At 70.6% G+C, this 22785-nt stretch carries 23 protein-coding genes; 9 read left to right on the top strand and 14 right to left on the bottom strand.

Features of this window, described 5'->3' with window-relative positions:
- Positions 1-27: 27 nt before the first annotated feature.
- From AC4H2S_RS05820 to AC4H2S_RS05790, 7 genes are all read right to left on the bottom strand, one after another.
- Positions 28-1023, bottom strand: a complete 996-nt coding sequence (locus tag AC4H2S_RS05820) for a phosphotransferase family protein (protein WP_491496026.1) — start codon at positions 1021-1023, stop codon at positions 28-30.
- On the bottom strand, positions 1020-2213 hold the full coding sequence (locus tag AC4H2S_RS05815; protein ID WP_491496025.1) for an acyl-CoA dehydrogenase family protein: 1194 nt from the start codon (positions 2211-2213) through the stop codon (positions 1020-1022). The genes AC4H2S_RS05820 and AC4H2S_RS05815 overlap by 4 nt, the downstream gene beginning before the upstream one ends.
- Positions 2210-3364, bottom strand: coding sequence for a thiolase family protein (locus AC4H2S_RS05810; protein WP_491496024.1), 1155 nt, complete (start codon positions 3362-3364; stop codon positions 2210-2212). Before AC4H2S_RS05810 ends, AC4H2S_RS05815 begins: the two co-directional genes overlap by 4 nt.
- A complete protein-coding gene (locus tag AC4H2S_RS05805) occupies positions 3361-3762 on the bottom strand; it encodes a Zn-ribbon domain-containing OB-fold protein (protein WP_491496023.1) in 402 nt (133 codons plus the stop codon). Before AC4H2S_RS05805 ends, AC4H2S_RS05810 begins: the two co-directional genes overlap by 4 nt.
- A gap of 57 nt (positions 3763-3819) precedes the next feature.
- Positions 3820-4611, bottom strand: coding sequence for an enoyl-CoA hydratase/isomerase family protein (locus tag AC4H2S_RS05800; RefSeq protein WP_491496022.1), 792 nt, complete (start codon positions 4609-4611; stop codon positions 3820-3822).
- Between the two features lie 97 nt (positions 4612-4708).
- Positions 4709-6655: an oxidoreductase gene (locus tag AC4H2S_RS05795; RefSeq protein WP_491496021.1), complete on the bottom strand. Its 1947-nt coding sequence runs from the start codon at positions 6653-6655 to the stop codon at positions 4709-4711.
- A 69-nt stretch (positions 6656-6724) separates the two neighbouring features.
- A complete protein-coding gene (locus tag AC4H2S_RS05790; RefSeq protein WP_491496020.1) occupies positions 6725-8380 on the bottom strand; it encodes an MFS transporter in 1656 nt (551 codons plus the stop codon).
- 83 nt (positions 8381-8463) lie between these two features.
- Here AC4H2S_RS05790 and AC4H2S_RS05785 point away from each other — a divergent pair, with 83 nt between their 5' ends.
- Entirely contained in the window at positions 8464-9816 is a 1353-nt protein-coding gene (locus AC4H2S_RS05785) for an FAD-binding protein (RefSeq protein WP_491496019.1), read from the top strand.
- A 34-nt stretch (positions 9817-9850) separates the two neighbouring features.
- On the opposite strand, the gene AC4H2S_RS05780 is transcribed toward AC4H2S_RS05785, so the two are convergent.
- Positions 9851-10987 (bottom strand): acyl-CoA dehydrogenase family protein, encoded by a 1137-nt coding sequence (locus AC4H2S_RS05780; RefSeq protein WP_491496018.1) that lies wholly within the window; start codon positions 10985-10987, stop codon positions 9851-9853.
- Positions 10988-11100: 113 nt separating this feature from the next.
- Between AC4H2S_RS05780 and AC4H2S_RS05775 the strand changes: the two genes are divergently transcribed.
- Positions 11101-11466, top strand: a complete 366-nt coding sequence (locus AC4H2S_RS05775) for a nuclear transport factor 2-like protein (RefSeq protein WP_491496017.1) — start codon at positions 11101-11103, stop codon at positions 11464-11466.
- A 47-nt stretch (positions 11467-11513) separates the two neighbouring features.
- A complete protein-coding gene (locus AC4H2S_RS05770) occupies positions 11514-11927 on the top strand; it encodes a hypothetical protein (RefSeq protein ID WP_491496016.1) in 414 nt (137 codons plus the stop codon).
- Positions 11928-12260: 333 nt separating this feature from the next.
- Here AC4H2S_RS05770 and fabG read toward each other — a convergent pair whose 3' ends face one another.
- The gene (gene fabG / locus AC4H2S_RS05765) at positions 12261-13028 is read right to left on the bottom strand and encodes a 3-oxoacyl-ACP reductase FabG (RefSeq protein WP_491496015.1); all 768 of its coding nucleotides are present in this window, start codon (positions 13026-13028) and stop codon (positions 12261-12263) included.
- Between the two features lie 80 nt (positions 13029-13108).
- Between fabG and AC4H2S_RS05760 the strand changes: the two genes are divergently transcribed.
- The 3 genes from AC4H2S_RS05760 to AC4H2S_RS05750 all read left to right on the top strand — a co-directional run bounded on the left by AC4H2S_RS05760 (position 13109) and on the right by AC4H2S_RS05750 (position 14420).
- A complete protein-coding gene (locus AC4H2S_RS05760; protein ID WP_491496014.1) occupies positions 13109-13588 on the top strand; it encodes a MaoC family dehydratase in 480 nt (159 codons plus the stop codon).
- A complete protein-coding gene (locus AC4H2S_RS05755; protein WP_491496013.1) occupies positions 13585-13707 on the top strand; it encodes a hypothetical protein in 123 nt (40 codons plus the stop codon). Before AC4H2S_RS05760 ends, AC4H2S_RS05755 begins: the two co-directional genes overlap by 4 nt.
- 335 nt (positions 13708-14042) lie before the next feature.
- Positions 14043-14420 carry a helix-turn-helix domain-containing protein gene (locus AC4H2S_RS05750; protein ID WP_491496742.1) on the top strand — a complete coding sequence of 126 codons (378 nt, stop codon included), beginning with the start codon at positions 14043-14045 and terminating at the stop codon, positions 14418-14420.
- A gap of 470 nt (positions 14421-14890) precedes the next feature.
- On the opposite strand, the gene AC4H2S_RS05745 is transcribed toward AC4H2S_RS05750, so the two are convergent.
- Positions 14891-15367, bottom strand: a complete 477-nt coding sequence (locus tag AC4H2S_RS05745) for a hypothetical protein (RefSeq protein ID WP_491496012.1) — start codon at positions 15365-15367, stop codon at positions 14891-14893.
- A gap of 125 nt (positions 15368-15492) precedes the next feature.
- Positions 15493-15969 carry a hypothetical protein gene (locus AC4H2S_RS05740; RefSeq protein WP_491496011.1) on the bottom strand — a complete coding sequence of 159 codons (477 nt, stop codon included), beginning with the start codon at positions 15967-15969 and terminating at the stop codon, positions 15493-15495.
- 329 nt (positions 15970-16298) lie between these two features.
- Between AC4H2S_RS05740 and AC4H2S_RS05735 the strand changes: the two genes are divergently transcribed.
- Positions 16299-17414, top strand: coding sequence for a tyrosine-type recombinase/integrase (locus AC4H2S_RS05735; protein ID WP_491496010.1), 1116 nt, complete (start codon positions 16299-16301; stop codon positions 17412-17414).
- Positions 17415-17456: 42 nt separating this feature from the next.
- On the opposite strand, the gene ychF is transcribed toward AC4H2S_RS05735, so the two are convergent.
- The 3 genes from ychF to AC4H2S_RS05720 form a co-directional block, all read right to left on the bottom strand.
- Complete coding sequence (ychF, locus tag AC4H2S_RS05730) at positions 17457-18533, bottom strand: redox-regulated ATPase YchF (RefSeq protein ID WP_491496009.1); 1077 nt, start codon at positions 18531-18533, stop codon at positions 17457-17459.
- Between the two features lie 108 nt (positions 18534-18641).
- A complete protein-coding gene (locus AC4H2S_RS05725; RefSeq protein WP_491496008.1) occupies positions 18642-19478 on the bottom strand; it encodes a M57 family metalloprotease in 837 nt (278 codons plus the stop codon).
- Between the two features lie 178 nt (positions 19479-19656).
- Complete coding sequence (locus AC4H2S_RS05720) at positions 19657-20478, bottom strand: zinc metalloprotease (RefSeq protein ID WP_491496007.1); 822 nt, start codon at positions 20476-20478, stop codon at positions 19657-19659.
- 189 nt (positions 20479-20667) lie between these two features.
- Between AC4H2S_RS05720 and AC4H2S_RS05715 the strand changes: the two genes are divergently transcribed.
- Together AC4H2S_RS05715 and AC4H2S_RS05710 are read left to right on the top strand one after the other, a co-directional pair.
- Positions 20668-21171: a PH domain-containing protein gene (locus tag AC4H2S_RS05715; protein WP_491496006.1), complete on the top strand. Its 504-nt coding sequence runs from the start codon at positions 20668-20670 to the stop codon at positions 21169-21171.
- On the top strand, positions 21168-22781 hold the full coding sequence (locus AC4H2S_RS05710; protein ID WP_491496005.1) for a PH domain-containing protein: 1614 nt from the start codon (positions 21168-21170) through the stop codon (positions 22779-22781). The genes AC4H2S_RS05715 and AC4H2S_RS05710 overlap by 4 nt, the downstream gene beginning before the upstream one ends.
- Positions 22782-22785 lie beyond the last annotated feature (4 nt).

Below are 22785 nucleotides of genomic sequence, written 5' to 3'. Positions count from 1 at the left end.
CTGTGACGCGGGGTTCGTGGGACGAGGTCAGGTGAGGCGCTCCAGGCCGGTGACGATCAAGCGCTCGATCGTGGCGGGCAACTTCTCCTGGTCCGGGTCGTGGTGGCGGCCCTCGCGGTGGCGACGCAGGTTGTGGCCCATGATCGCCGCCATCTTGAAGCGGCCCAGCGCGTCGAACCACGCGAGGTCCGGCAGCTCGCGGCCGCCGGCGCCTGCGGCGTACAGGTCGACCAGCTCGGTCGCGCTCGGCAGGCCGGGCACCCCGCGGCCGACCCCGGGGAAGTTCGAGCCGTCGGCGAAGACCAGGAACCAGCCGAGCTCGACGCGGGGGTCACCCGGACTCCAGATCTCCCAGTCGATGAGGGCGGCGGGCTCCTCGCCCTGGGCGAGGATGTTGCCCAGGCGGTAGTCGCCGTGGACCAGGACCGGGTCGATGGCGGGCGGCACGTCGGAGGAGAGCCGTTCGCGCAGCTCGGCTCCGAGCGGCACGAGCTCGGCCGGCACTGCGTTCATGGTGCGGATCCACCGGGCCAGCTCGTCGAAGGGCGAGAGCGGCTCGGAGTCGACGGGCAGGTCCTCGAGCGGTACGGCGTGCAGCCGCGGCAGCACCTCGGCGGCCCGGCGCATCCGGGCCGCGGCCAGGACCGGCTCCACCGCCGGGTCGTCGAGCACCGGCTCGAGGGACTCCCCTGCGACGAGGTCCATCGCGAACCATCCCTGGCCCTCGCCGTCGCCGGGATCCTCGCTGGCGCGGACCACCGGCACGGGCACGTCGGTCGGCGCGAGCGCCTGCAGGATGCGGGCCTGGCGGAGCATGTCGTGGCGACCGATGGGTCGCTGTCCCTTCGGCACGGCCTTCACCACGAAGGAGTGCTCACCCACGGTCGTGCGATAGGTCAGGCCGGAGTGGCCGCCGAGCATCGGCTCGAGGTCGGTCGCGGGTCCGTCGTACCCGGCCGCGCGCAGGCCCTCGTGGACCCGGGCGGCGAGGGCCGCGGTGTCGGAGGTGGTGGCAGTGCTCATGCGCGCGACTCCCGAGGAAGGCCGAGCACCCGCTCGGCGAGGATGTTGTGCTGGATCTCGTCGGTGCCGCCGGCGATCCGGTAGCCCGGCGCGCCGAGCACGTGCTCGGTCCAGGCCCACGTGCCCCAGCGGCCGCTGTCGACGGTGAGGTCGGTGCCCAGCAGCATGCGCGCGACCTCGGAGGTCCGGGCCATGGTGTCGGTGGCGAGGAGCTTGCCGACCGACGCCTCCGGGCCGGGGTCGCGGCCGGCCACCAAGGAGGCGGCGACCCGCATCCCCGTCAGGCGCTGGACGTAGCTGCGGGTGACGAGGTCGGCGACGGCGTCACGCTCGAGCTCGGTGAGCGGACGGCCGAGGTGGCGGGCGAGCTCGACGGCCTGGTCGGCGTTCTCCAGGCCGAGGTTGCCGGAGTCGAGGCGCTCGTTGCCGAGCACCGTGAGCGCGACCTTCCAGCCGGCACCGACGGGGCCGAGCCGGTAGCGGTCGCCGAGCACGACGTCGTCGAGGTAGACCTCGTTGAACGACGAGCCGCCGGTCATCTGCCGGATCGGGCGGACGGTGACGCCCGGTGCGTCCATCGGGACGAGGAAGACGGTGAGGCCCGCGTGCTTGGCGACGTCAGGGTCGGTGCGAGTGACGGCGATGCCGAGGTCGGCGACCCGGGCGCCGGAGGTCCAGACCTTGTGGCCGTTGAGCCGCCACTGGTCGCCGTCCTGCGCCGCGCGGGTGCGGACGGCAGCGAGGTCGGAGCCCGCCTCGGTCTCGGAGAAGAGCTGGCACGCGATCAGGTCGGTGCGGAGCATCGCGCGGACGTAGGTCTCGCGCTGCTCCTCGGTGCCCCACCGGGCGACCGTGGGGGCGACGAGCTGCTGGGTCACCGGGAACATCTCGGTCCGGCGAGGCACGTCGAACTCCGCCTCGACCCGACGGAAGGCCAGCAGGTACGACGTCGAGAGGTCGCGGCCGCCGTACTCCGCGGGCCAGGTGATCGCGCCGAAGCCGGCGTCGTACTTGGCCTGCTCGTAGGCGCGGATGCGGTCGGTCTCGGCCCGCTCCTCTTCGGCGGTCCAGTTCTCGAAGACGGCGACGGCGTCGCTGCCCTCGCCCCAGGCGCGCGCGGTGCGCGGCTCGGCCACGCCGGCCAGCCAGGCCCGGGCCTCGGCGACGAAGGTCTCGAGGTAGGAGCTCATCGGACTGCCTCCAGGACCGTGCAGGCGCTGATGCCGGGGGCGCCGTAGACGTGGGTGAAGCCTAGGCGCGGGTCGCCGGGCACCTGGCGCTCGCCGGCCTCGCCACGCAGCTGGGTGACGATCTCGTGGACCTGGCGCAGGCCGGACGCGCCGATCGGCTCGCCGTTGGCGATGCAGCCACCGTCGGTGTTGACCGGGAGGCGGCCGCCGATCTCGGTCTCGCCGTTGGCGATCCACTTCTCCTGATCGCCGTGCTCACAGAAGCCGCACTCGGCCAGGTGCATGATCTCGGCACCGGCCTCGGTGTCCTGCAGCTGCGCGACGTCGATGTCCTGGGGGCTGACGCCAGCCGCCTCGAAGGCAGCGCGGGCGGCGTCGGTGCTGACGCTGGACGGCACGCCGGACCCTTGGATCGCGGGGGCGAAGACCTCGAAGGAGCCGAAGCCGCGGGTGCGGGTGGCCACCGACAGCAGGCGCACCTGGCGGGCGCCGAGCCGCTCGGCAGCGGCCTCCGAGGCGACGATGATCGCCGCCCCGCCCTCGCCCGGCGAGCAGAACATGTACTGGGTGAGGGGGTCGTTGACCATGGCCGCGTTCGCGACCTGCTCCTCGGTGAGTGCCTCGCGGCGCCACGCGTTGGGGCTGATCGCCCCGTTGCGGAACGCCTTGGCGGCGACCTTGGCGAGCGTCGGCTCGGTGATGCCGTGTTCGCGCATGTAACGGGCGATCTTGATCGCGAAGAACTGGGTGGTGACCATCAGGCCGGCCTCGCCGTACCCGGACGGCAGGCCCCAGTCCTCGGGCCGCGGGTCGAAGGCGCCACGGGGGTGCTTGTCGAAGCCGACCGCCAGCGTCACCTCGGCGGCGCCGGAACGGATCGCGTTGACGGCGGAGACCAGGGCGCTTCCGCCGGTGGCGCAGCCGTTCTTGACGTTGGTGAAGGGGATGCCGGTCAGCCCCAGGTCGGCGACCAGGGTGTCGGCGAGGCCGGAGCCGTCACTGCCGCCGAAGGCGACCTGGACGTCCGGCCAGGTGAGCCCTGCGTCGTCGAGTGCGGCGTTGATCGCCTGGACGGCCATCTGCCGCCCGGTCACGCCCGGCTGACGACCGAACTTGGAGAGTCCGGCGCCGATGATCGAGACCATGCTCATGCCTGGCTCCTCTCGGCGTCGCCGTGCTGCTCCAGGCACTCGGCGGTGGCGAACCGGGGCGCCGGCTCAGTGGCGACGAGGTGGACTTCGGCGCCGGTGAGTGCGTCGTACACGGGGTGGTCCACCGACTCGAGGACGGCTTCGACCTTGACCCCGTCGGGGAGCTCGACATACCCCACGGCGAAGGGCTTGAAGCCCTCCGCCGGCGGCACGTACGGAGGGGACTTGGGAGCGAAGCGCTGGACCGTGTGGGCCCAGACGACGCCGCGCCGCGCGAGCTCGAGGGGCTCGATCTCGGTGCTCCCGCAGCGCTGGCACCCGACCGCGGCCGGGAATGCCACGTTGCCGCAGCCGGCGCACCGGCTGCCCTGCAGGGCAGGGGTCGTCTCGACGCTCACGTCATCTCCTCGGTGGTGCTCCAGTGGTCCGTACGACGCGGCCGTTGGGGCCAGGTGTCAGCGACCGACCCACTTGGGCTCGCGCTTCTGCAGGAAGGCCTGGACGCCCTCTTTGCCGTCCTCGGACTGCAGCGCGTTGCCGACGGCTAGGTGCTCCATGACCATGAGGGAGCGGACGTCGGCGTCGAGGCCCTGGTTGATGGCCATCTTGGTGAGACGCATCATGTAAGGGCTCTTGTCGGTCAGGGTGCCGATGAACTCCTCGACGCGCTGGTCGAGCTCCTCCGCCGGGGCGGAGTCGTTGATTAGGTCGAAGTCCTTGGCCTCCTGGCCGGAGAGCAGCTTGCCGGTGAGCATCAGCTCCTTGGTCTTGCGCAGGCCGATCATCCGCGGAAGGCGGTAGATCGGGCCAGCGCCGCCGAAGAGCGCGCGACGGATGTGGAAGTCGCCGATCTTGGCGTCGTCGGAAGCGATTGCGAAGTCGCACGAGATCATCAGCTCGAAGCCGCCGGCGGTCACGTAGCCCTCGAGCACCGCCACGGACGGGGTGTTCATCTGGTAGAGCCGGTCACAGACCTGGGCGGAGAGCACGGCGACGTCCATCGCGGTGGTGGTGCCGATGAAGTCCGACAGGAGCTCGTCGAGGTCGAAGCCGGAGCAGAACTGGTTCTGCACGCCGCGCAGGACCAGGACCTTGAGGTCGGGGTCGGCGTCGACCTCCTTGATGATCTCGTCGAGGCGGTGCAGCAGCTCGACGGTGACCGCGTTCTTCTTGTGCGGGCGGTTGAGCCAGACCCGGGCGACTTCGCCGTCCTTCTCAAGGAGGACGTGGTCGGTGTCGATAGCCATGGGAGTTGCGTCCTTTCAGAACCGAACTGGATTCAGTTTAGTTTGAACCGGATTCAAGTGGGTGTCAAGGCTCCTGGCCCGGTTTGTTGAACTTGGTTCAAATTTCTGCGCCGACGCCGTACCCCTCGGCGATCGCGTGGCCGATCCGTCGCGGGGTCACGCAGTCCCCGATGACGCTCAACGCTGCCTTGTCCACGTCGCCCGGAAGGGCCCAGACGAGCGCGTCCACGGGGGTTCGGGGCTGGTGCCACACGGCGAGCGCCCCCGGCGCTTCCTTCTCCGCTCCGCCGAAGAGGGGGCGCAGTAGCAGTGGTGCGTTGGGGTCGGGATCCACCACCAGCTCGTGGCCCACGCGCAGGTCGACGCCGGCAGCACCGAGGCGGCCGAGCAACGGCCCGGCGCTCTCGGCCGGCACCCGCGAGGCCAGCGCGGTCAGCGGGGTGGCGAAGGTGACCTGCCAGCCCTGCTGGGCCAGCCACTCCGCCGCGCTGTACGCCGGCCAGAAGCCGTCGCCCTCGTCGTACACGATTGCGGCACGCTCCTGCACCTGCGGCAGGTCGCCGAGCAGGACCTGGTCGACCGTGGCGGCGGGACGCCCGTCGAGCATCGGCGGGAGGTCCGCCGCCCGGGAGCCGGTGGCGAGCACGACGTGGTCGGCCATCCCCAGGATCTCCGCGAGGTCGTCGTCGTCGATCCCGGCGGACAGGTTGACGTCGACCTTCAGGCGCTTCATCTCGTTGCCCAGGTAGTCGACGACGTCGATGAGCGTCGCACGGTGGGGCGAGGCGGCGGCGACCCTTACGGCGCCGCCGAGGGTGGACTCGCGCTCGAAGACGGTGACCTTGTGGCCGCGACCAGCGGCGACCCGGGCCGCCTCGAGGCCGGCGGGACCGCCACCGACGACGTACACCTCCTTGGCCCGGGGGGCGGGTACGCCGACGTTGGCGTGCCGGCCGCGGCCCACCTCGGCGTTGACCGCGCAGTGCAGGTGCGGGTCGAAGGCACGGCAGTCCTGGTTGATGCCCAGGCAGCCGCGTACCTCGAGCAGCCGACCGGTCTGCGACTTCACCGGGAGGTCGGGGTCGGCGATCAGTGCCCGGGCCATGCCGACTAGGTCCGCGTGGCCCGCCTTGACGACGTGCTCCGCAGTGCCGACGTCGCGGATCCGCTGGCCGACCAGGACCGGGAGCCCGGTCGCGGCCCGCACGCGGGAGGCGGACGGCACTGCGACCGCGTCCGGGTTCGTGGAGTCCTTGACGTACTTGCCGCGGGTGCCGTGGGTGATGCTGAGGTAGTCGACGCCCAGCCCGGTCAGGTGCTCGGCGATCCGGACGCAGTCGTCGATGCCCATGCCGCCGGGAATCTCCTCCTCCCCGCTCAGCCGGACGCCGAGCAGGAAGCCATCGGGGATGACCGATCGCATCGCTTCCATGACGAGCTCGAGGAACCGCATCCGGTTCTCGAACGAGCCGCCGAAGTCGTCGGTGCGCCGGTTGGTCAGCGGAGACATGAACTGGGCCGGCAGGTAGCCGTGCGCCGAGTGGATCTCGACGCCGTCGGCGCCAGCCTTCACCAGGCTGGCGGTGGAGACGCGCCACCCCTCGACGATGCTCTCGATCTCGGCGACCGTCAGCTCGTGCGGCGGGTAGGCGTCGCGGACGGTCTTGATCGACGACGGCGCCACCGGCGGCGAGTCGGACTCCCCGCCGATGAACTCCCGGCCGAGGTGGCACAGCTGGCCGATGAACCGGGCGCCGTGGCGGTGGATCACGTCGGCCTTGGCCGCGGCGGCGGGGACGAACTCGTCGATGTAGGCCTCGACGAGCTTGCGGGAGCGCAGGGTCGTCGTGGGGTGGACGACCGTGGCGCCGCCGATGATCAGCCCAACCCCGCCGGCGGCGAGCCGCCCGAAGTGCTCGGTGTCGCCGTGGGTGGGGACACCCTCGTGCGCCATGCTCGTGCCAGCGGGCAGGGCGACGAGCCGGTTCTTGAGGGAGACGCCCCCCAGCTGGAACGGCGAGAAGACGTGCGGGAAGTCGCTCATGAGACGGTGCACCTCCGGCCGTTGCGCAGCACGGCGCTTACCAGGTTGGCCGCGCCGTCAGCGCCGTTGTCAGTCGTGGCCATGTCGGTTCCCTTCTTCGGCTGTGGGTGGGAGGTCCCACCCCTGGTCGTCACTCCGCCCGTCGACGGGGTGGGCGATGGGTCCGCGCACCCGGTCGGCGGCCGCACGGGCCGCGGTTCGCAGACGTTGCTCGGGCACGGTGAGCCGTAGCGACTCCTGCTCCAGCAGTGCCTCGTGGCTGGCCACGAGGTAGGTCTCGACGAAGATCCGGGGGGTCTGGGGATGGTGCTCGAGCCGCCACGAGCGCGCTCCGAGGCGGAGTCGTGAGAGCCGCAGGTGAGTCATGGTCTCCGCGAACTCGGCCTGCCGGTCTGGCTCGACCTCGTACTCGTAGCGCACCACGAGGGCTCCGTCGTGGTCGCTGATGCCGAGCTGCTTGCGTAGGGCCGGGTCGAGGTCGACCAGCTCGGGCTCGATCCCGGCACTCGAGCCGAGCCCGCCGCGGAGCAGCACCAGCACCGAGACGACCATCAGCGCGGCCGCGACGGCGAGTGCGCCGGGCAGCGTGAGGAGGTCGGCCACGACGCCCCACAGGAGCGACCCGACGGCCTGGGTGCCCTGGAACATGAAGAGCAGCAGCGCGATGATCCGCGGGCGCACCCAGTCGGGCAATGCCTGGTGGGCCAGCATCATCCAGGTGCTCTGCACCCCCACCCAGGCGACACCGCCGAGCAGCATGACGACACCCACCAGCACGACGTTCGTGCTCAGGCCCAGCGTCAGCAGGGTCGCGGCGTACGCCGTCGAGCCGCACGCCGCGAAGACGGCGACGTTCAGGCGGGTGCGCAGCGGCGGCAGGACGAAGGTCGCCACGACGGCTCCCGATCCGACGAGCGCCATCATCACGCCGAAGCCACGCGAGCCGAGGCCGAGGCGATCGTGCACGACCAGGGAGACCAAGGCCCACAGGGCGCTGGCGGGGAGGCCGAACGACACCATCCGCAGGATCAGCCGGCGGGTCCACGGCGAGTAGCGCGCGAACCGCAGCCCCTCCACGATCTGGCCCACGACCGGGCGGCGAGGCCCACGCCGGCCCGGACGACGAACCTCGACGGCGGCACACACGATGGCACATGCGGCGAAGACGACGCCGGTGGCCAGGAAGGTGGGCGGCGGCCCGACCAGGCCCAGGCCGAGCCCGGCGAGTAGCGGCCCGACGGCCCGCGCCACGTTGTAGACAGCACCGTCCAGCGCGGTCGCCGACGAGAGGCTGCCGCGGTGGATGATCTCGGGGAGGAGCGACTGCCAGGCGACACCCACGACAACCAGCGCCGCACCGGCGACGACCACCGTCGCGACGAGCAGGCCTGCGTGGTCGATCCCACCGACGGTGAGCAGCGACCCGGTCAGCGCGCTGAGCGCCGAGGCGAGCATCGCCGCCGCCATCAGGCGCTCCCGCGAGGCGAAGCCCACGATCGCGCCCACCGGCAGGGCCAGCAGCAGGAACGGCAGGGCCATCGCGGCCGGCGCAAGGGACACGACGGTCGCCGACTCGCCCCGGGCGGTGAGCGTCCACTGGACGGTGACGACGTGCGCCCACACGGCCGTGGCGTTGACCAGCTGGACCGCGAGGAGCACGGCGAACATGCGCGCGCGCAGGGCTTCGAACGTGCCGACGGCGTCGTGCCGCGTCGGTGCGCCCATGTGCTCCACGCTCCCGATCGTCTAGAAACTTGAAGTGAGTTTGGTTTAGTGTAACCGCAGTCACAGCATGAAGGGACCCCCAGATGTTGCAGCACGACCTCCTCGTCATCGGCGCCGGCATGGCCGGCCTGACCGCCGCCGCCCGAGCCACCCGCGAGGGCCGCCGGGTCCTCGTCGTGGAGGTCTCCAACGACGTCGGGGGCTCTGCCCGCTTTGCCGGCTACGCCTGGACTGCCCCGAGCCGCGAGGTGATGGACGAGGTCAACCCCCACGGCGACGCCGTCCTCAAGCACGCACTGGTCGACCGCTTCGCCGACGGCGTGGAGTGGATCCGGTCCGTCGGCGTTGACGTGGCCGACGCCGTCCCGATCCTCGGGTTCGGGCGCGGTCACCAGTTCGACACGAACCGGTACGTCGACACGTGCCGGCGCATCGTCACCGACGGCGGCGGCGAGGTCCGACTCCGTACGACGACCCGCCGGCTGCTGACCGACGGCGGCCGGGTCACCGGCGCGGAGATCGAGGGACCCGACGGCACCGTCGAGCAGGTCACCGCGACCTGGACACTTCTCGCCACCGGCGGCTTCCAGGCCGACCAGGAGCTCATCACCCAGAAGGTCCACCCCGAGGCCGGCCGCATGCAGCTGCGGTCCAATCCCCACAGCAGCGGCACCGGCTACCGGCTCGCCACGGCCGTGGGCGCCGCCACCGGCGCCGAGGACGCCGGGTTCTACGGCCACCTCGTGCCGACGCAGGTGCCGTTCGCCGACTCGGGTGACTTCGTGGGCCTCTCGCTCTACTACAGCGAGCATGCCCTGCTCTTCAACCTCCACAACGAGCGCTTCACCGACGAGACGCTGGGCGACCACCTCACGACGATGGCGCTGCTCGACCAGCCAGAGGCCCGCGGCCTCCTCGTCGCGGACGCGCGCGTCCACCGGGACTGGATCGTCGGGTCGTACGTCCAGGGTGCGATCGCGGTGGACAAGTTCGCCGTGGCCAGCCGCCGTGGGGGTCGCGTCGGGCTCGCCGAGCAGCTGGAGGAGCTGGAGTATCTGCCTGAGGAGTGGGGCTACGACGGCGTCGCCATCCGCGCCGCCCTCGAGCGCTACAACGCCGACACTGCGGCGGGGTCCGTCGAGCCGGGGCGCGCCAAGGACCCTGCCCCCCTGGACGAAGGCCCGTGGTACGTCATCGAGTGCGAGCCTGCGATCACCTTCCCCTTCCACGGGGTCCGGATCGACGCCCGGGCCCAGGTCCTCGACACCTCCGACGCCCCGATACCCGGGCTGCTCGCGGCCGGTTCGGACACGGGCGGCCTCTGGCACCGCGCCTACGCCGGGGGGCTCGCCAGCGCGCTGGTCTTCGGCCTGACCGCCGCCTCGACGGCAGCGGCCACGGCACCAGTCCCTGCCTGCCGGCGGCCCCGGACGTGACGTCCGGGGCCGCCGGGTGGGTGACGAGAAGCGGTCAGACGCCGACCAGGTCGGCGATCCGCGCGCGGCGCTCCCGCGAGGTGCCGAGGAGGCCTTCGTCGCCCAGCACGCGGCGCAGGTAGTAGTGGGCACGGTGCTCCCAGGTGAAGCCGATCCCGCCGTGCAGCTGCACCGCCTCGTGCGCCGTGCGCATCGCGGCGTCGGCGCAGACCACGGACGCCACGGCCACCGCCAGCTCGGCGCTCGCCGGGTCCTCGTCAAGGGCGGCGGCCGCGTAGCGCGAGGCCGAACGTGCCCGCTCCAGGTCGACCAGAACGTCTGCCAGCCGATGCTTGATCGCCTGGAACGACCCGATGGGCCGGCCGAACTGCTGCCGGTCGACGACGTACTCCTGGGTGCGCGCGAGCAGCTCGGCGACGATCCCGGTGTGCTCGGCCGCGACCGCCACCAGGGCGAGGAGGCGCAGCTGCTGCAGCACCTCCTCGCACCGCTCCGCGCCGACAAGCTCCTGTGCGGCCGCGCCCGAGAGGCGGAGGTCCGCCCGGCGTCGCGTGAGGTCCACCACCGTGCGCTCCACTGTCACGCCGGAAGCCACCTCGACGACCAGCAGCAGGGGGCCGTCCGGGCCGGTGGCCGTCACGACCACCGCGTCGGCGGCGGCGCCCTGCAGGAGGGCCGGAACGAGGCCGTTCACCTGCCAGCCGTCCCCGCTCGGGGTCGCCGTCAACTCCGGCCCGTCGGGCGTCGACGACGTCGGGGTCCCGAGCGAGACGGTGGCGATCCGGTCGCCCGCCATCACCGACGCCAGCAGGTCGGCGACGTCGTCGGGCCGGTCGGCGGCCGCGAGCGCGTGGGCGCCCAGGACGGCGGACGCGAGCACCGGCTCGGGCAGCAGCGCGCCACCAGTCTCCTCCAGTAGCACGCCGAGCTCGCGGACGCCGAAGCCATGACCTCCGCGCTCCTCCGGCATCGCCAAGTGGCCGACCTCCAACTCTTGGTTGAGGCGGCGCCAGAGATCGGCTGAGAAGCCGAGCTCGCCCTCGGCGGAGGCGCGCACCTGCTCGTGGTCGGCGTACTTGTGGAGCACGGCGCGCACCACGTCGCGCAGCTCCTCGTGCTCCTCCACCGGCGCCATGACGGCCGGGTCGGACTCAGGCCATGGGTTCCGCACGACCGTCTCCCCTCGATTTGGATTGAGTTCAGTTCAGGTTACGTCCGCCCGCCTGCCGAGGACAAGGGCGACACCTCTGGACACTCGAATCGAAGTGAACTAACTTCAACCGCATGAGCGCTGCGGACGTGACCTTGACCCGCTACTACGCCCACGTCGACACCGGCGAGATCGAGAAGGCCATGACTCTCGTCGATCCCGGCGTCCGGTTCGCGATCCTGCTCCCGGGTGGCGCCGTGCGCGGCCAGGACCGTCAGAGCCTGGTCGACTACTTGGCGGGCCGCGGCGAGGTGGTGCGCCGCCACGTGCCGCTGCGCACCGCCGTCTCCGACGACCTCGAGTTCGTGTACGGCGCCGTGGTGGAGGACGACGCGACCACCACCGGCCACTTCTTGGCCTCGGTGCAGGTCGGCAACGACGGCCTCATCACGGCCTACCAGGTGGCGTTCGACCCCGAGCTCGCCCTCCTTCCGGCCTGATTACGCACCCGCCACCCGTCAACCGACCCGTCCCCGAGGAGCACCAGATGACCGACACGCACGCCGCCACCGAGACCATGCCCGGGACCGACGGGTCGACGACGACGCCGCTGCTGCGCGATTGGTTCGGCATCCTCGACGGCGACGAGCCCGACCGCGTCCTCGACCTGATCACCGACGACTTCGCGATCTCCATCCTCTTCGCCACCGCCGACGGCTCCGCGGAGTTCCATGGCGACCGAGAGGCGCTGGTGGGCTACCTCGCGCAGCGGGAGAAGAGCACCCTCGTGCACCACATCTCCCGCGGCAGCCGCGTGGACGACACGGAGCTGGTGCTGGGACAGACGACCCGCCAGGGCGACTTCGAGGCCTCCTTCAACGCCAGCGCCCAACTCACACCGGACGGGCGCGTCCGTCGGTTGCTTATCTGCCGTACGCCCCGCGTGGAGTTCGACCGGTGACCACCCGCCGGATCGGCGTGGCGGCGAGCCTGACGTAGCTGGAGGTGGGCTCGACAGCCCTGCCCCCTCGGTTCGCCTCGTTCACCCTGGGGGCATGGATCTTCATCGAGAGCCACGGTCACTACTCGCTACGTGCCGGCACCCGACCCCGGCGGCAGCGGGTCGGTGGCGGCTGCGCCCCCCGGCACTCGCGACGGCAGTCGTCCCGTTTGTGAGCACCGAGCTGGCGGCGATGTCGATCAGCAGCGCAGGATGGCGCCTGCCGGGGCTGACCACCCAGCGAAGCCGCCCTGCACGGCCCGTGACGACACCGGACAGGACGACTCTTACGGCCTAGGCGACGCTAGCCCCGCCGTCGACGTACAGGGTCTGACCGGTCACGAACGAAGCCTCGTCGCTCGCCAGATAGGTCACGGCGGACGCGATGTCATCGGGGGCCCCAACGCGCTTCACCGGGACGGCGTCAGCGTTGAGCCTCTGCAGCTCCTCGACACTCATGCGGAGGCGGGCGGCGGTGGCGTCGGTCATGTCGGTCGCGACGAAGCCCGGCGCGACCGCGTTGACGTTGACGCCGAACGGCCCGAGCTCGATTGCGAGGGTGCGGGTGAAGCCCTGGATCCCCATCTTCGCGGCGGAGTAGTTGGCCTGGCCCCTGTTGCCCAGCGCCGAGACGCTCGACAGGTTCACCACCTTGCCGTACTGCTGCGCCACGAAGTGCCCCTGGACCGCCTGCGTCATGAGGAACGCGCCCTTGAGGTGCACGTCCATGACGAGGTCCCAGTCGTCGTCGGTCATCTTGAACAGGAGGTTGTCGCGCGTGATCCCGGCGTTGTTCACCAGCACGTGTACACCGCCGGCGCTCGCGACCACCTGCTGGACCGCTGCGGTGACCGCACCCCTGTCGGCGACGCTCGCGCCGACTCCGAGCGCGACGGCGCTCCCTGTGACCGGGAGCTTGGCAGCAGCCTCCCGCGCCGCCTCCTCGTCGAGGTCGACGATCGCGACCGACGCGCCCTCGGCCGCGAACCTCGTAGCGGTGGCGAAGCCGATGCCACGACCCCCACCGGTTACGACCACCACTCGTCCATCGAAACGACCCACTGCCTGCTCCTCTCGTAGCGGTCAGTTGCACCTTCGGACCCCGTCGGGCATGCTGACCTGAATTCAATTTGGGAGGTTACATGACTACGGTCTTCGCGACCATCGCGGACTTCAAGGACGCATCCGGCACCGAGCTCGGCGCGGGACCGTGGCTCGAGGTCGACCAGCAGCGAATCAGCGCCTTCGCCGACGTGACGGAGGACTGGCAGTGGATCCACGTGGACGTGGAGCGGGCGGCCAGGAGCCCGTGGGGCAGCACGGTCGCGCACGGCTATTTAACGCTGTCGCTCCTCCCCCGCCTGAGCTCCGGGATCTTCGACTTCACAGGCCTGGGCAAGGTGCTGAACTACGGGCTCGACCGCGTGCGGTTCCTCACCCCGGTCGTCCCCGGCGACCGCCTCCGGGCACGGGCCGAGCTCGTCGAGGTGACCGACAGTGGTGACGGCGCGCTCGGTCGCGTTCGGTACACGGTCGAGGTCGACGGGAAGGACCGGCCCGCCTGTGTCGTGGATGCCCTCATGCTGGCCCTCCCCGACGACCCCGGCGACGACGCGCGATGACCGACGACCCGGTGGAGGCCGGGCGGCGCGTCGCTCTCGGCCTCTTCGAGGAGACAGGGCCGGCTCTCGACGCCTACCTACAGGTCGTGCTGTCCATTGCTGGCATCGACACGCGGTGACGTCTCGGGCCCCACTTCGCGTGGGCTCGGGTCGGGGTGACCAAGCCGCCCTGGCGAAGTCGAACGACCACCTCATCGCTACGACTGACTAGTTGGTCGAGTCCATGGTTTCGGAACGCAACGCATCGTCAGCACCCCGGCTGGGCACGCCTCGATTGATCGAGATGGACCAACTGCCCCCCGAACTGTTCTTGCCCGCCCCGTCGCATCCTCACCAAGTACCTCGCACCCCATGCACTGTCGGCCGGGGTTTCGGCGGACGAAACCCGGTGAGGGCTCGAGCGTGGTCCTGATGGCCCAGCGCCTGCGCATGTCCGAGGCGACGGACTTGACCGATCGGCTCTCGGTCGGCGTGCTTCTCCCCCACCCGTCGGCAAACGACGACGGCTAGCGCCGAGACACAGCGAAGGAGCACCCGCCATGAAGCACGACACCGACATGTCAGCTCAACCTGCTCTCTGGGGAGAGACGCCCGAACCCCGGGCCACTGGAGTCCGCCAACGAGGCCCGCACGTCCGCAACTCGCGGCTGCGGAAGCCAGTGAGCTCTGGACGATCGACGAAGTCGCCGACTACCTCGGCGTCCCGAAGCAGACCGTCTACTGCTGGCGCACCAGCGGTTACGGCCCGGCTGGCTTCCGCGTCGGCAAGCACCTGCGCTGGCGGGCGTCCACGGTGATTGCGTGGACGCTCGAGCTCGAGCGCCAGCGGTGACCGACCCGGCCGAGCCTCACGAGCAAAAGCGGTCGTGCCCGCGATGCGGTGAGTTCATCGTCGCCGTCGTTCCGCGATCGCCGGGGCGACCGCGGCGGTGGTGCTCGGCGAAGTGCCGCCGGTCAGCATCGGAGGAGCGACGTGCCGCGGCGGCCGGGGCGATCGCCACGCAGTACGTCAAGGTCGAGGTCTCCCTCGACGACCACGTACGGGCGGTGCTGGAGTCGCCTGCTGCGTGCCGGCGGATCGTTCGAAACCTGCGCGAGAGGTACGACGCCGGGGAGTTCGGCGACGCCCGGTGGAGCCCTGTGGCCGAAGAGCTCCAGCGCACCCGTCCACAAGCCCGATCGACTCTTCGATGGGGTTCGCGATGATGGAAAGCGGATGCCCGGTGATCCTGCTGCGCAAGGGGGCATCCGGTGGGTGTTGGCATACGCAACCGACGCGATCCTCAATAGTGCCAGCGTCGCCTACGGAGCAGCCCGCTCATGCCGAGCGATCACTCTGTCCGTCAACTCGATCGTTCCCAGGTACCACCAGAAGACCCAGTCGAGGAAGATTGGGTCGTAATCACCCTTCTGCGCCTCGGTGCGATGCCGAATGTCGAACTCATTAGCGATCTGGAACAGCGCGCCTTCGTCCCGCCGGAGGAGCTCTCGCTTCAGCAGAGCTCGTCGGAGCTCCAACACCCCGGCCAAAGTTGTGCAGGCTGATCGCTTGTCTTCCAAGGAAGCGCCACGCCGGCGGAACAGCGCAACGGCATGCTCGACGGGGCTGCGAGTGTCGTCGCCCGCGCCCTCCGTTGTAGCGGCGACCAAGTCGTCACGCGCGTCGCCGTAGCTCTCGACGAGTCGGCCCCGGTCTTCGCCGGAGGTCGCGAGGCGAAGGTCGAACGCGCTGCGCTCGAGCAACCTGTTCACCAGCCAGGAGTAGATGTCACGGCCCATCGAAATGTCGAAGTCACGGTGGTGCCAACCGCACCCCCCGTACGAGTGCATAGTCCTGTTTTGAGGAGCCGCAGAAAACTCTCCAAGGACCTCGATCAGGTCCAGGAACAGGTCAGGCTCATCGACTAGCCGGTCCGTTGAGGGGGCCACAAGTCAACGACCCCAATCTCTTCCTCGATAAGCACCGAAGGATCGACGGTGCGCTCGTCGTCCACGCAATCCTTCCGGAACGCACGCTCGAAATAACCGCGCTCGTCAAGGTCATTGACTAGGCCAACGAATCTCGCGACCGTCGCCTGGGACGAGACCTGCGCCTCTGGGCCGCCGGTCATTCCGCGTTGCGAGCGGTACGGTCGGCGACGCACCTCGTGAGGGAAGGTGTCCGCCGCCTGCAAGAGGTCGATCAGGTAGCGACGTCGCGGAGGTACCTGAGTTGGGGTCGTCGTTCCCGCGGTCCCCCAGGGATCGTCGAACGACACATTGAGGATGGATCGAAAAGTCTCTACCGGGTGGCTGCCCTCGAATACATCATCGAGAAAAAGCTCGACCTCGTCGCCCCATCCGGCGTTGAGGTTCTTCTGCGCGTTGATCAGCTCCGCCAAGCGGCGACGAAACACCTCGCGCGGCCACCTCAGGACGTGGTCCTCGGATTGGTACAAGACTTCCCTCTTCCTCGGCGACGTGCACGACAGGTTGTTGACCTTCTTACAGCCTCAGCACTGTGAACGGGTTCAATGCCGCCAGCGCGACAGCGCGCTTGTGTCGCCGTTCCGGCCACCATGCCCGTGTGCTCCTCGCGGGCGACGCGCAACGACCACCAAGCACGCGAGACAACCACGTCTCAGCCTCGACGCCTGTGCGCGACGGAGTTAACGTCGTGTATTCGAGAGGAGTGACATGACCTCCGTCGCTCGGCCTTTGCGGCGCACTGATGGCTGAGGGTGTTAGCCGTCGCGGCGACTCGTGGCGGGCTCGGTATCGAAACCCGGAGACGGGTCGCCAGCACGAGCGGTCCTTTGACCGCCAGGTCGACGCGGTGCGGTGGCGGCGCCAGCAGCTCGACGCACTGGACCGCGGACGCTGGGTCGACCCCGAGGCCGGCAAGGTGTCGTTCCTGGCCTACTTCGAGGCGTGGGGCGCGGATCAACTGTGGACCGACAACACCCGGCAGGCGATGGCACTGGCCACCCGGTCCGCGACGTTCGCGGAGTTGGACCTGCGCCTGATCCGCCCCAGCCACGTCGAGGCGTGGGTGAAGTCGATGACCCTGCCCACCGCCACCCGGAGGCGTCCGCTCGCGCCGGGCACGATCAAGACCCGCTTCGTCAACGTGCGCTCGGTGTTCCGGGCGGCCGTGCGGGACGGGATGATCGCCGTCGACCCGACGACCCAGGTCCGGCTCCCCCGGCTGCGCCGGCGCGAGGCGGCGATGGAGATCCCGACACCGGAGGTGGTGCGCAGCATCCTCGAGGCCTCCGAGCCCCGGTTCCGCGCCTTCGTCGGGCTGTGCGCATTCGCCGGGCTGCGACTCGGAGAGACCGCCGCCCTGCAGATCGGCGACATCGACTTCCTACGCCGCCAGGTGCACGTGCGCCGTCAGGTCCAGCGACTCAATGGCTCGTTCGAGATCCGGCTGCCGAAGTACAACTCCGAACGCACCGTGCACGTCCCCGACGCCCTGCTGCAGATGCTGTCCGAGCACGTCGCGCTGGGCCTCCCCTACGACTGGCTCTTCGCCGAGGTCGAGGACGTGCCGCCGCACCAGAACACGATCGGCTACCGCTGGCGTACCACCCTGCAGCGGGCCGAGGTGACCGACGTCCGGATGCACGACTTGCGCCACTTCTACGCCTCGGGGCTGATCGCCTCGGGCTGTGACGTGGTCGCCGTCCAGCGCGCCCTCGGGCACGCCAAACCAACCACGACGCTCACCACTTATGCGCACCTGTGGCCAGCGACCGAAGACCGCGTGAGGGACGCCGCGGCGCGCCTCGTGGCTGAAGTCGTTGCTTCTGGTGAGGGCACAGTGAGGGCAGAACAGGCCTGAAGAGGCTCCACATGCCCTCTGACCTGCGCAAACAGCGAACCGTCAGACGTTGAAGCGGAACTCCACGACGTCGCCGTCGGCCATCACGTAGTCCTTGCCCTCCATGCGCACCTTGCCGGCCTCGCGGGCCTTGAGCATGGAGCCGGCGGCCATCAGGTCGTCGAAGGAGACGACCTCGGCCTTGATGAAGCCCTTCTGGAAGTCGGTGTGGATGACACCGGCGGCCTCGGGGGCGGTGGCGCCCTTGGGGATGGTCCAGGCCCGGGTCTCCTTGGGGCCGGCCGTCAGGTAGGTCTGCAGGCCCAGGGTGTCGAAGCCGACGCGAGCGAGCTGGTCCAGGCCGGACTCGGTGATGCCCATCTCGGCGAGCATCTCGTGCGCCATCTCGTCGTCGTCCATCTCGGCCAGGTCGGCCTCGAACTTCGCGTCGAGGAAGATCGCCTCGGCGGGCGCGACGATCTCGCGCATCCGGTCCTTGAGCTCCTCGTCCGCGAGCTCGTCGGCGTCGCAGTTGAAGACGTAGATGAACGGCTTGGCGGTGAGCAGCGAGAGCTCGCGCAGCAGCGACCGGTCGATGTCGGTGGCGATGATCGGGGTGCCGGCCTCGAGCGCGTCCTTGGCGGCCCGGGCCGCCTCCAGGTTGGGGACGAGCTCCTTGACCTTGCGCGACTCCTTCTCGAGCCGGGCGATCGCCCGCTCGACGGTCTCGAGGTCGGCGAGGATCAGCTCGGTCTGGATGGTGGAGATGTCGTTGGCCGGGTTGACCTCGCCGTCGACGTGGGTGACGTCCTCGTCGCGAAAGACGCGGGTGACCTGGCAGATGGCGGCCGACTCGCGGATGTGGGCGAGGAACTTGTTGCCCAGCCCCTCCCCCTGCGAGGCGCCGCGCACGATGCCGGCGATGTCGACGAACTCGACCGTCGCCGGCAGGATCTTGGCCGACCCGAAGACCTCCGCCAGCCGGGGCAGCCGCTCGTCCGGCACCCCCACGACACCGACGTTGGGCTCGATCGTGGCGAACGGGTAGTTGGCCGCGAGCACGTCGTTCTTGGTCAGGGCGTTGAAGAGGGTCGACTTGCCCGCGTTGGGGAGACCGACGATGCCGATGGTGAGAGCCACGGGCGGGGAGTCTACGGGCGCGCGGCGTGCCGGGCGAAACGCGGAGGGGCGACGGGGAAGGGCCCGGCCGGTCGGCCGGGCCCTCCTCCGTGCGTTGCTCAGCGCAGGTCAGGACCCGTAGACGGCGCGGACGCCGGAGCGGTCGGTGTTGGTCATCGACAGGTTGCTCGAGGACCCGTTGCACTGGGGGTAGTGCATGATCGAGGCCGAGTCGTACGGCGTCAGCGGGCGCCAGTTGTTGTCCTCGAAGCACGTCCGCGCCTCGGGCCGCGTGTGCTCGTGGCGGAAGCCGAGGGTGTGCCCGAGCTCGTGGGCCATGATGTTGGCCGGCGTCCAGGAGCCGCTGCTCACCAGCGACCTCGCGTTGACCAGCACGTTGCGCTGGCTGTCCGGGCTGCTGGGGAAGAACGCGCGGGCGATGTACTGGGTGGTGGTGGTCGGCTCCACGGAGAACAGCACGGCGTTGTTGGAGGTGCGGCAGTTGCTGTCTGCCGAGGGGACGTAGGTGAAGTTGACCCCCGACGAGGCGGCCTCCCACTGGGCTGCGCCGCTGGCCATCGCGTTGACGACGGTGGTCTTCTGGGTGCCGAAGCCGTTCGACACGCAGTAGGTGAGGGTGCGCGCCTGGGTCGCCGACCACCGGTCGTCGCGACCGTAGACCCGGTTGATGATCAGCTCGCTCGACGGACCGCCCTCGACGTCGTGCTCGTAGGAGGCGATCATCTCGTCGTAGTAGGCGCGGAGCTCCTTGGCGTTGACGATCGTCTCGTCGCCGTTGACGACGTACTGGCCGCCGGCGTCGATGAAGGTGGCGGCCTGGAACTCCTCGAAGGAGGGGACCTGGTCCCTGGCGGGGGCTGCGGTCGCGGACGAGCCGAGGGTGACGGCGACCGCGGCTGCGGCGAGGGCCGCGGTGGCGGCCCTGATGATCCTGCTGTTCGACATGGGTGCGTCCTCTGGGGCAGGGAGTGGATGGTGTCCCTCCAGACCACACCCGGTGCACGGCGCCCGGGAAGCGCACCCGGGTCGCAGGTGTGTGCACTGCAGGAACTTGCACGTCCGGACACGGCAGAGGGCCCGGCCACCGGCCGGGCCCTCCCTCCCTCGGGCGCGTGAGCGTCCGTCAGGAGCCGTAGACCGACCGCACCCCCGAGCGATCCGTCTCGGTCATCGACAAGTCGCTCGACGATCCGTTGCACTGCGGGTAGTGCATGATCGACGACGAGTCGTACGGGGTCAGCGGGCGCCAGTTGCTGTCCTCGAAGCAGGTGCCTGCCTCGGGGCGGGTGTGCTCGTGGCGGAAGCCGAGGCTGTGGCCGAGCTCGTGGGCCATGATGTTGCTCGGCGTCCACGAGCCGCTGTTCATCAGCGCCTCGGCGTTGACCAGCACGTTGCGCTGCGAGTCGGGGCTGCTCGGGAAGAACGCCCGCGCGATGTACTCCGAGGTGTCGGTCGGCTCGACCGAGAACACCACGGCGCTGTTGGACACTGCGCAGCTGCTGTCCGCGGAGGGGACGTAGGTGAAGTCCACCCCGCCCGACGCGGTCTCCCACTGGCCGGCACCCGACTCCATCGCGGAGACGACGGCGGCCTTGTCGGCACCGAAGGCGTCGCTGACGCAGTAGGTGAGGGACTGCGCCTGGCTGGCGCTCCAGACGTCGTCGGCCCCGCCGACGGTGTTGACCACGAGCGAGGTGGAGCCGGTGTCCTTCGTGGTGACCATCGCGTCGTAGTAGTCGCGAAGCTTCTTCGTCGTCGAGATCGTCTCGTCGCCGTTGACGACGTACTGCCCCCCGACGTCCTGGAAGGTGGCTGCCTCGAACTCCTGGAAGGTGGGTACGTCGTCCTGCGCGCGGACAGCGTTCGCGCCTGACTGCGCCGAGACGGCCAGGGCGGCGGCCCCGAGTGTCGCGGTGGCGAGCCGGCTGATCCTGCTGTTCAACATGCGGTTTCACTTCTTCCGGTTGGGTACGGATTGACCCCTCCAACCAACCGGCCCGCTCCGCGCGGTGGAAGGTTCGGGACGGGTCAGGTGTGTGCACTGCACGAACCTGCAGAAGTCGGCGATCCGCCACCAACGGCGCACGCCGTTGCACAAGTTCGCCGTCATCGGTGGACCTGCAAGACTCAGCGCATGACTGACGTGGGGGCTACGCCGGTGCTGCGCGCGCCGGCCAACCGGGTCTCGCCGCAAGCGATCCCGTTCTGGACCGTGGGGGCACTGATCGGCGACAGCGTGCTCGTCGTCGGCGCCGCGCTCGTCTGGCTGCTCGTGCCGGGCGTGCCGGGATGGGCGGGGTTCGTGGTGCTCCTGCTCGCGGTCGCGGCGGTGCTCCACGTCGCGTTCATGCCCCGCATCCGCTATCGCGTGCACCGCTGGGAGGTCACCGACACCGCGGTCCACACCCGCTCGGGGTGGATCGGTCGCGAGACGCGCATCGCGCCGATCAGCCGCGTGCAGACCGTCGACTCGCGCCAGGGTGCGCTGATGCGGCTGTTCGGGCTCGCCTCGCTCACGGTCACCACCGCGTCGGCGGCCGGGCCGATCACCGTCGACTGCCTCGACGCCGAGACCGCCCGCGCCGTCGTCGCCCGGCTGACCGAGATCACCGCCGCGACGGAGGGCGACGCGACGTGATCCCGGCCCCCGGCGAGGGCTACGTCCGGCTCAGCCCGCGCAAGCTGCTGCTCGACCCCGTCAAGGCCATCGGCCAGGCGATCGTGCCCGTCGTCGTCGCGCTCGTCGGCATCAGCCGCAGCGACACCAAGTACTGGCCGATCATCCTGCCCATCGCGGTGCTGGGGCCGCTGATCCTCGGCGCGCTGCCCTGGCTCACCACCTACTACCGCCTCACCGACACCCAGCTGCAGGTGCGCCGGGGCGTCCTCAACAAGACCACCTCGACCGCGCCGCTGGACCGGGTGCGCAGCGTCGACCTCGAGGCCTCGCTGCTCCACCGCATCCTCGGGCTGCAGAAGGTCCAGATCGGCACCGGCGTCGACGACGACCGCATCACCCTCGACGCCCTGGCCGCCGCCGACGCCCACGCCCTGCGTACGACGCTGCTGACGCGCCGCACCACCGCCGACCAGCGGCAGGCCGTCGGGCAGGGCCGGGCGGTCGCGCAGGGCCAGGGGGCCGCGCCCGTGCCCGGGGCGCCCGGCGCCGCGGACGGGTCCGCCGATCCCACGCCCCACGGCGCGCCGGTCGATCCCGCTGCCGCTCCGGTCGCCGCGCCGCCCTTCACGCCCCCGGCACCACCCGTCGCGCTCGCGGCCATCGACTGGTCCTGGCTGCGCTTCGCCCCCTTCAGCCTGGGCCGCCTCGTGCTGCTGCTCGGCGGCCTCGGGGTGCTCTCCCAGTTCGCCGACAACCTGCCCATCTGGAACGAGGACACCGCGACGACCGCGTGGGAGTGGCTCACCCAGTTCGCCGTGCTCGCCATCGTGCTGGCGCTCGCCGTGGGCGGCACCGCGCTGTGGCTCGTCGTCTCGGTCGCCGGCTACGTCCTGCAGTGGTGGGGCTTCCGCCTGGTCCGCGAGCAGGGCTCGCTCCACCTCACCTCCGGGCTCGTCACCACCCGCTCGATCACGGTCGAGGAGGCCAAGGTCCGCGGCGTGGAGCTGACCGAGCCGGCGCTGATGCGTCTGGTCGGTGGCGCCGAGCTCGCGACCCTGGCGACGGGCGTCGAGAACGGCGTCACCCAGGTCCTGCCGCCGTGCCCGCGCGACGTCGCCGTCACGGTGGGCGAGGCGGTGCTCGACCGTCCCGGCCCGCTCACCGGCCCGCTGGTGGAGCACGGGCCCAGGGCCCGCCGCCGCGCCTGGTTCCGCCAGCTCCGCAACGCGCTGGAGGTCACCGCGCTGCTGGCCGTCGGGTGGTGGTGGTTCGACCTCGACTGGTCGTGGCTGGCGGGCATCGCCGTCGTCCTGCTCGGGCTCGCCGCGGCGGCCGGCGAGTCGTCCTACCGCCACCTCGGGCACGCCCTCGCCACCGACCACCTGGTCGCCGGCAGCGGCACCTTCGCCCGCGTCCGCACGGTGCTCGAGACCGAGGGCATCATCGGCTGGGTGGTCTCGCAGTCGTGGTGGCAGCGCCGCAGCGGCCTCGCCGACCTGACCGCCACGACGGCGGCCGGCGCGGAGCGCGTGGTCGTGCGCGACGTACGCCTCGACGTGGCCGTCGCGCTGGCCGACGGGGCCACCCCCGGGCTGCTGACCCCGTTCGTGGAGCCGGCTCCGGCCTAGAAGC

Source organism: Nocardioides sp. Z13_37 (assembly GCF_058355585.1).
Note: the sequence above shows the minus strand (reverse complement) of the source record. Positions and strands in the feature narration are given on the sequence as shown.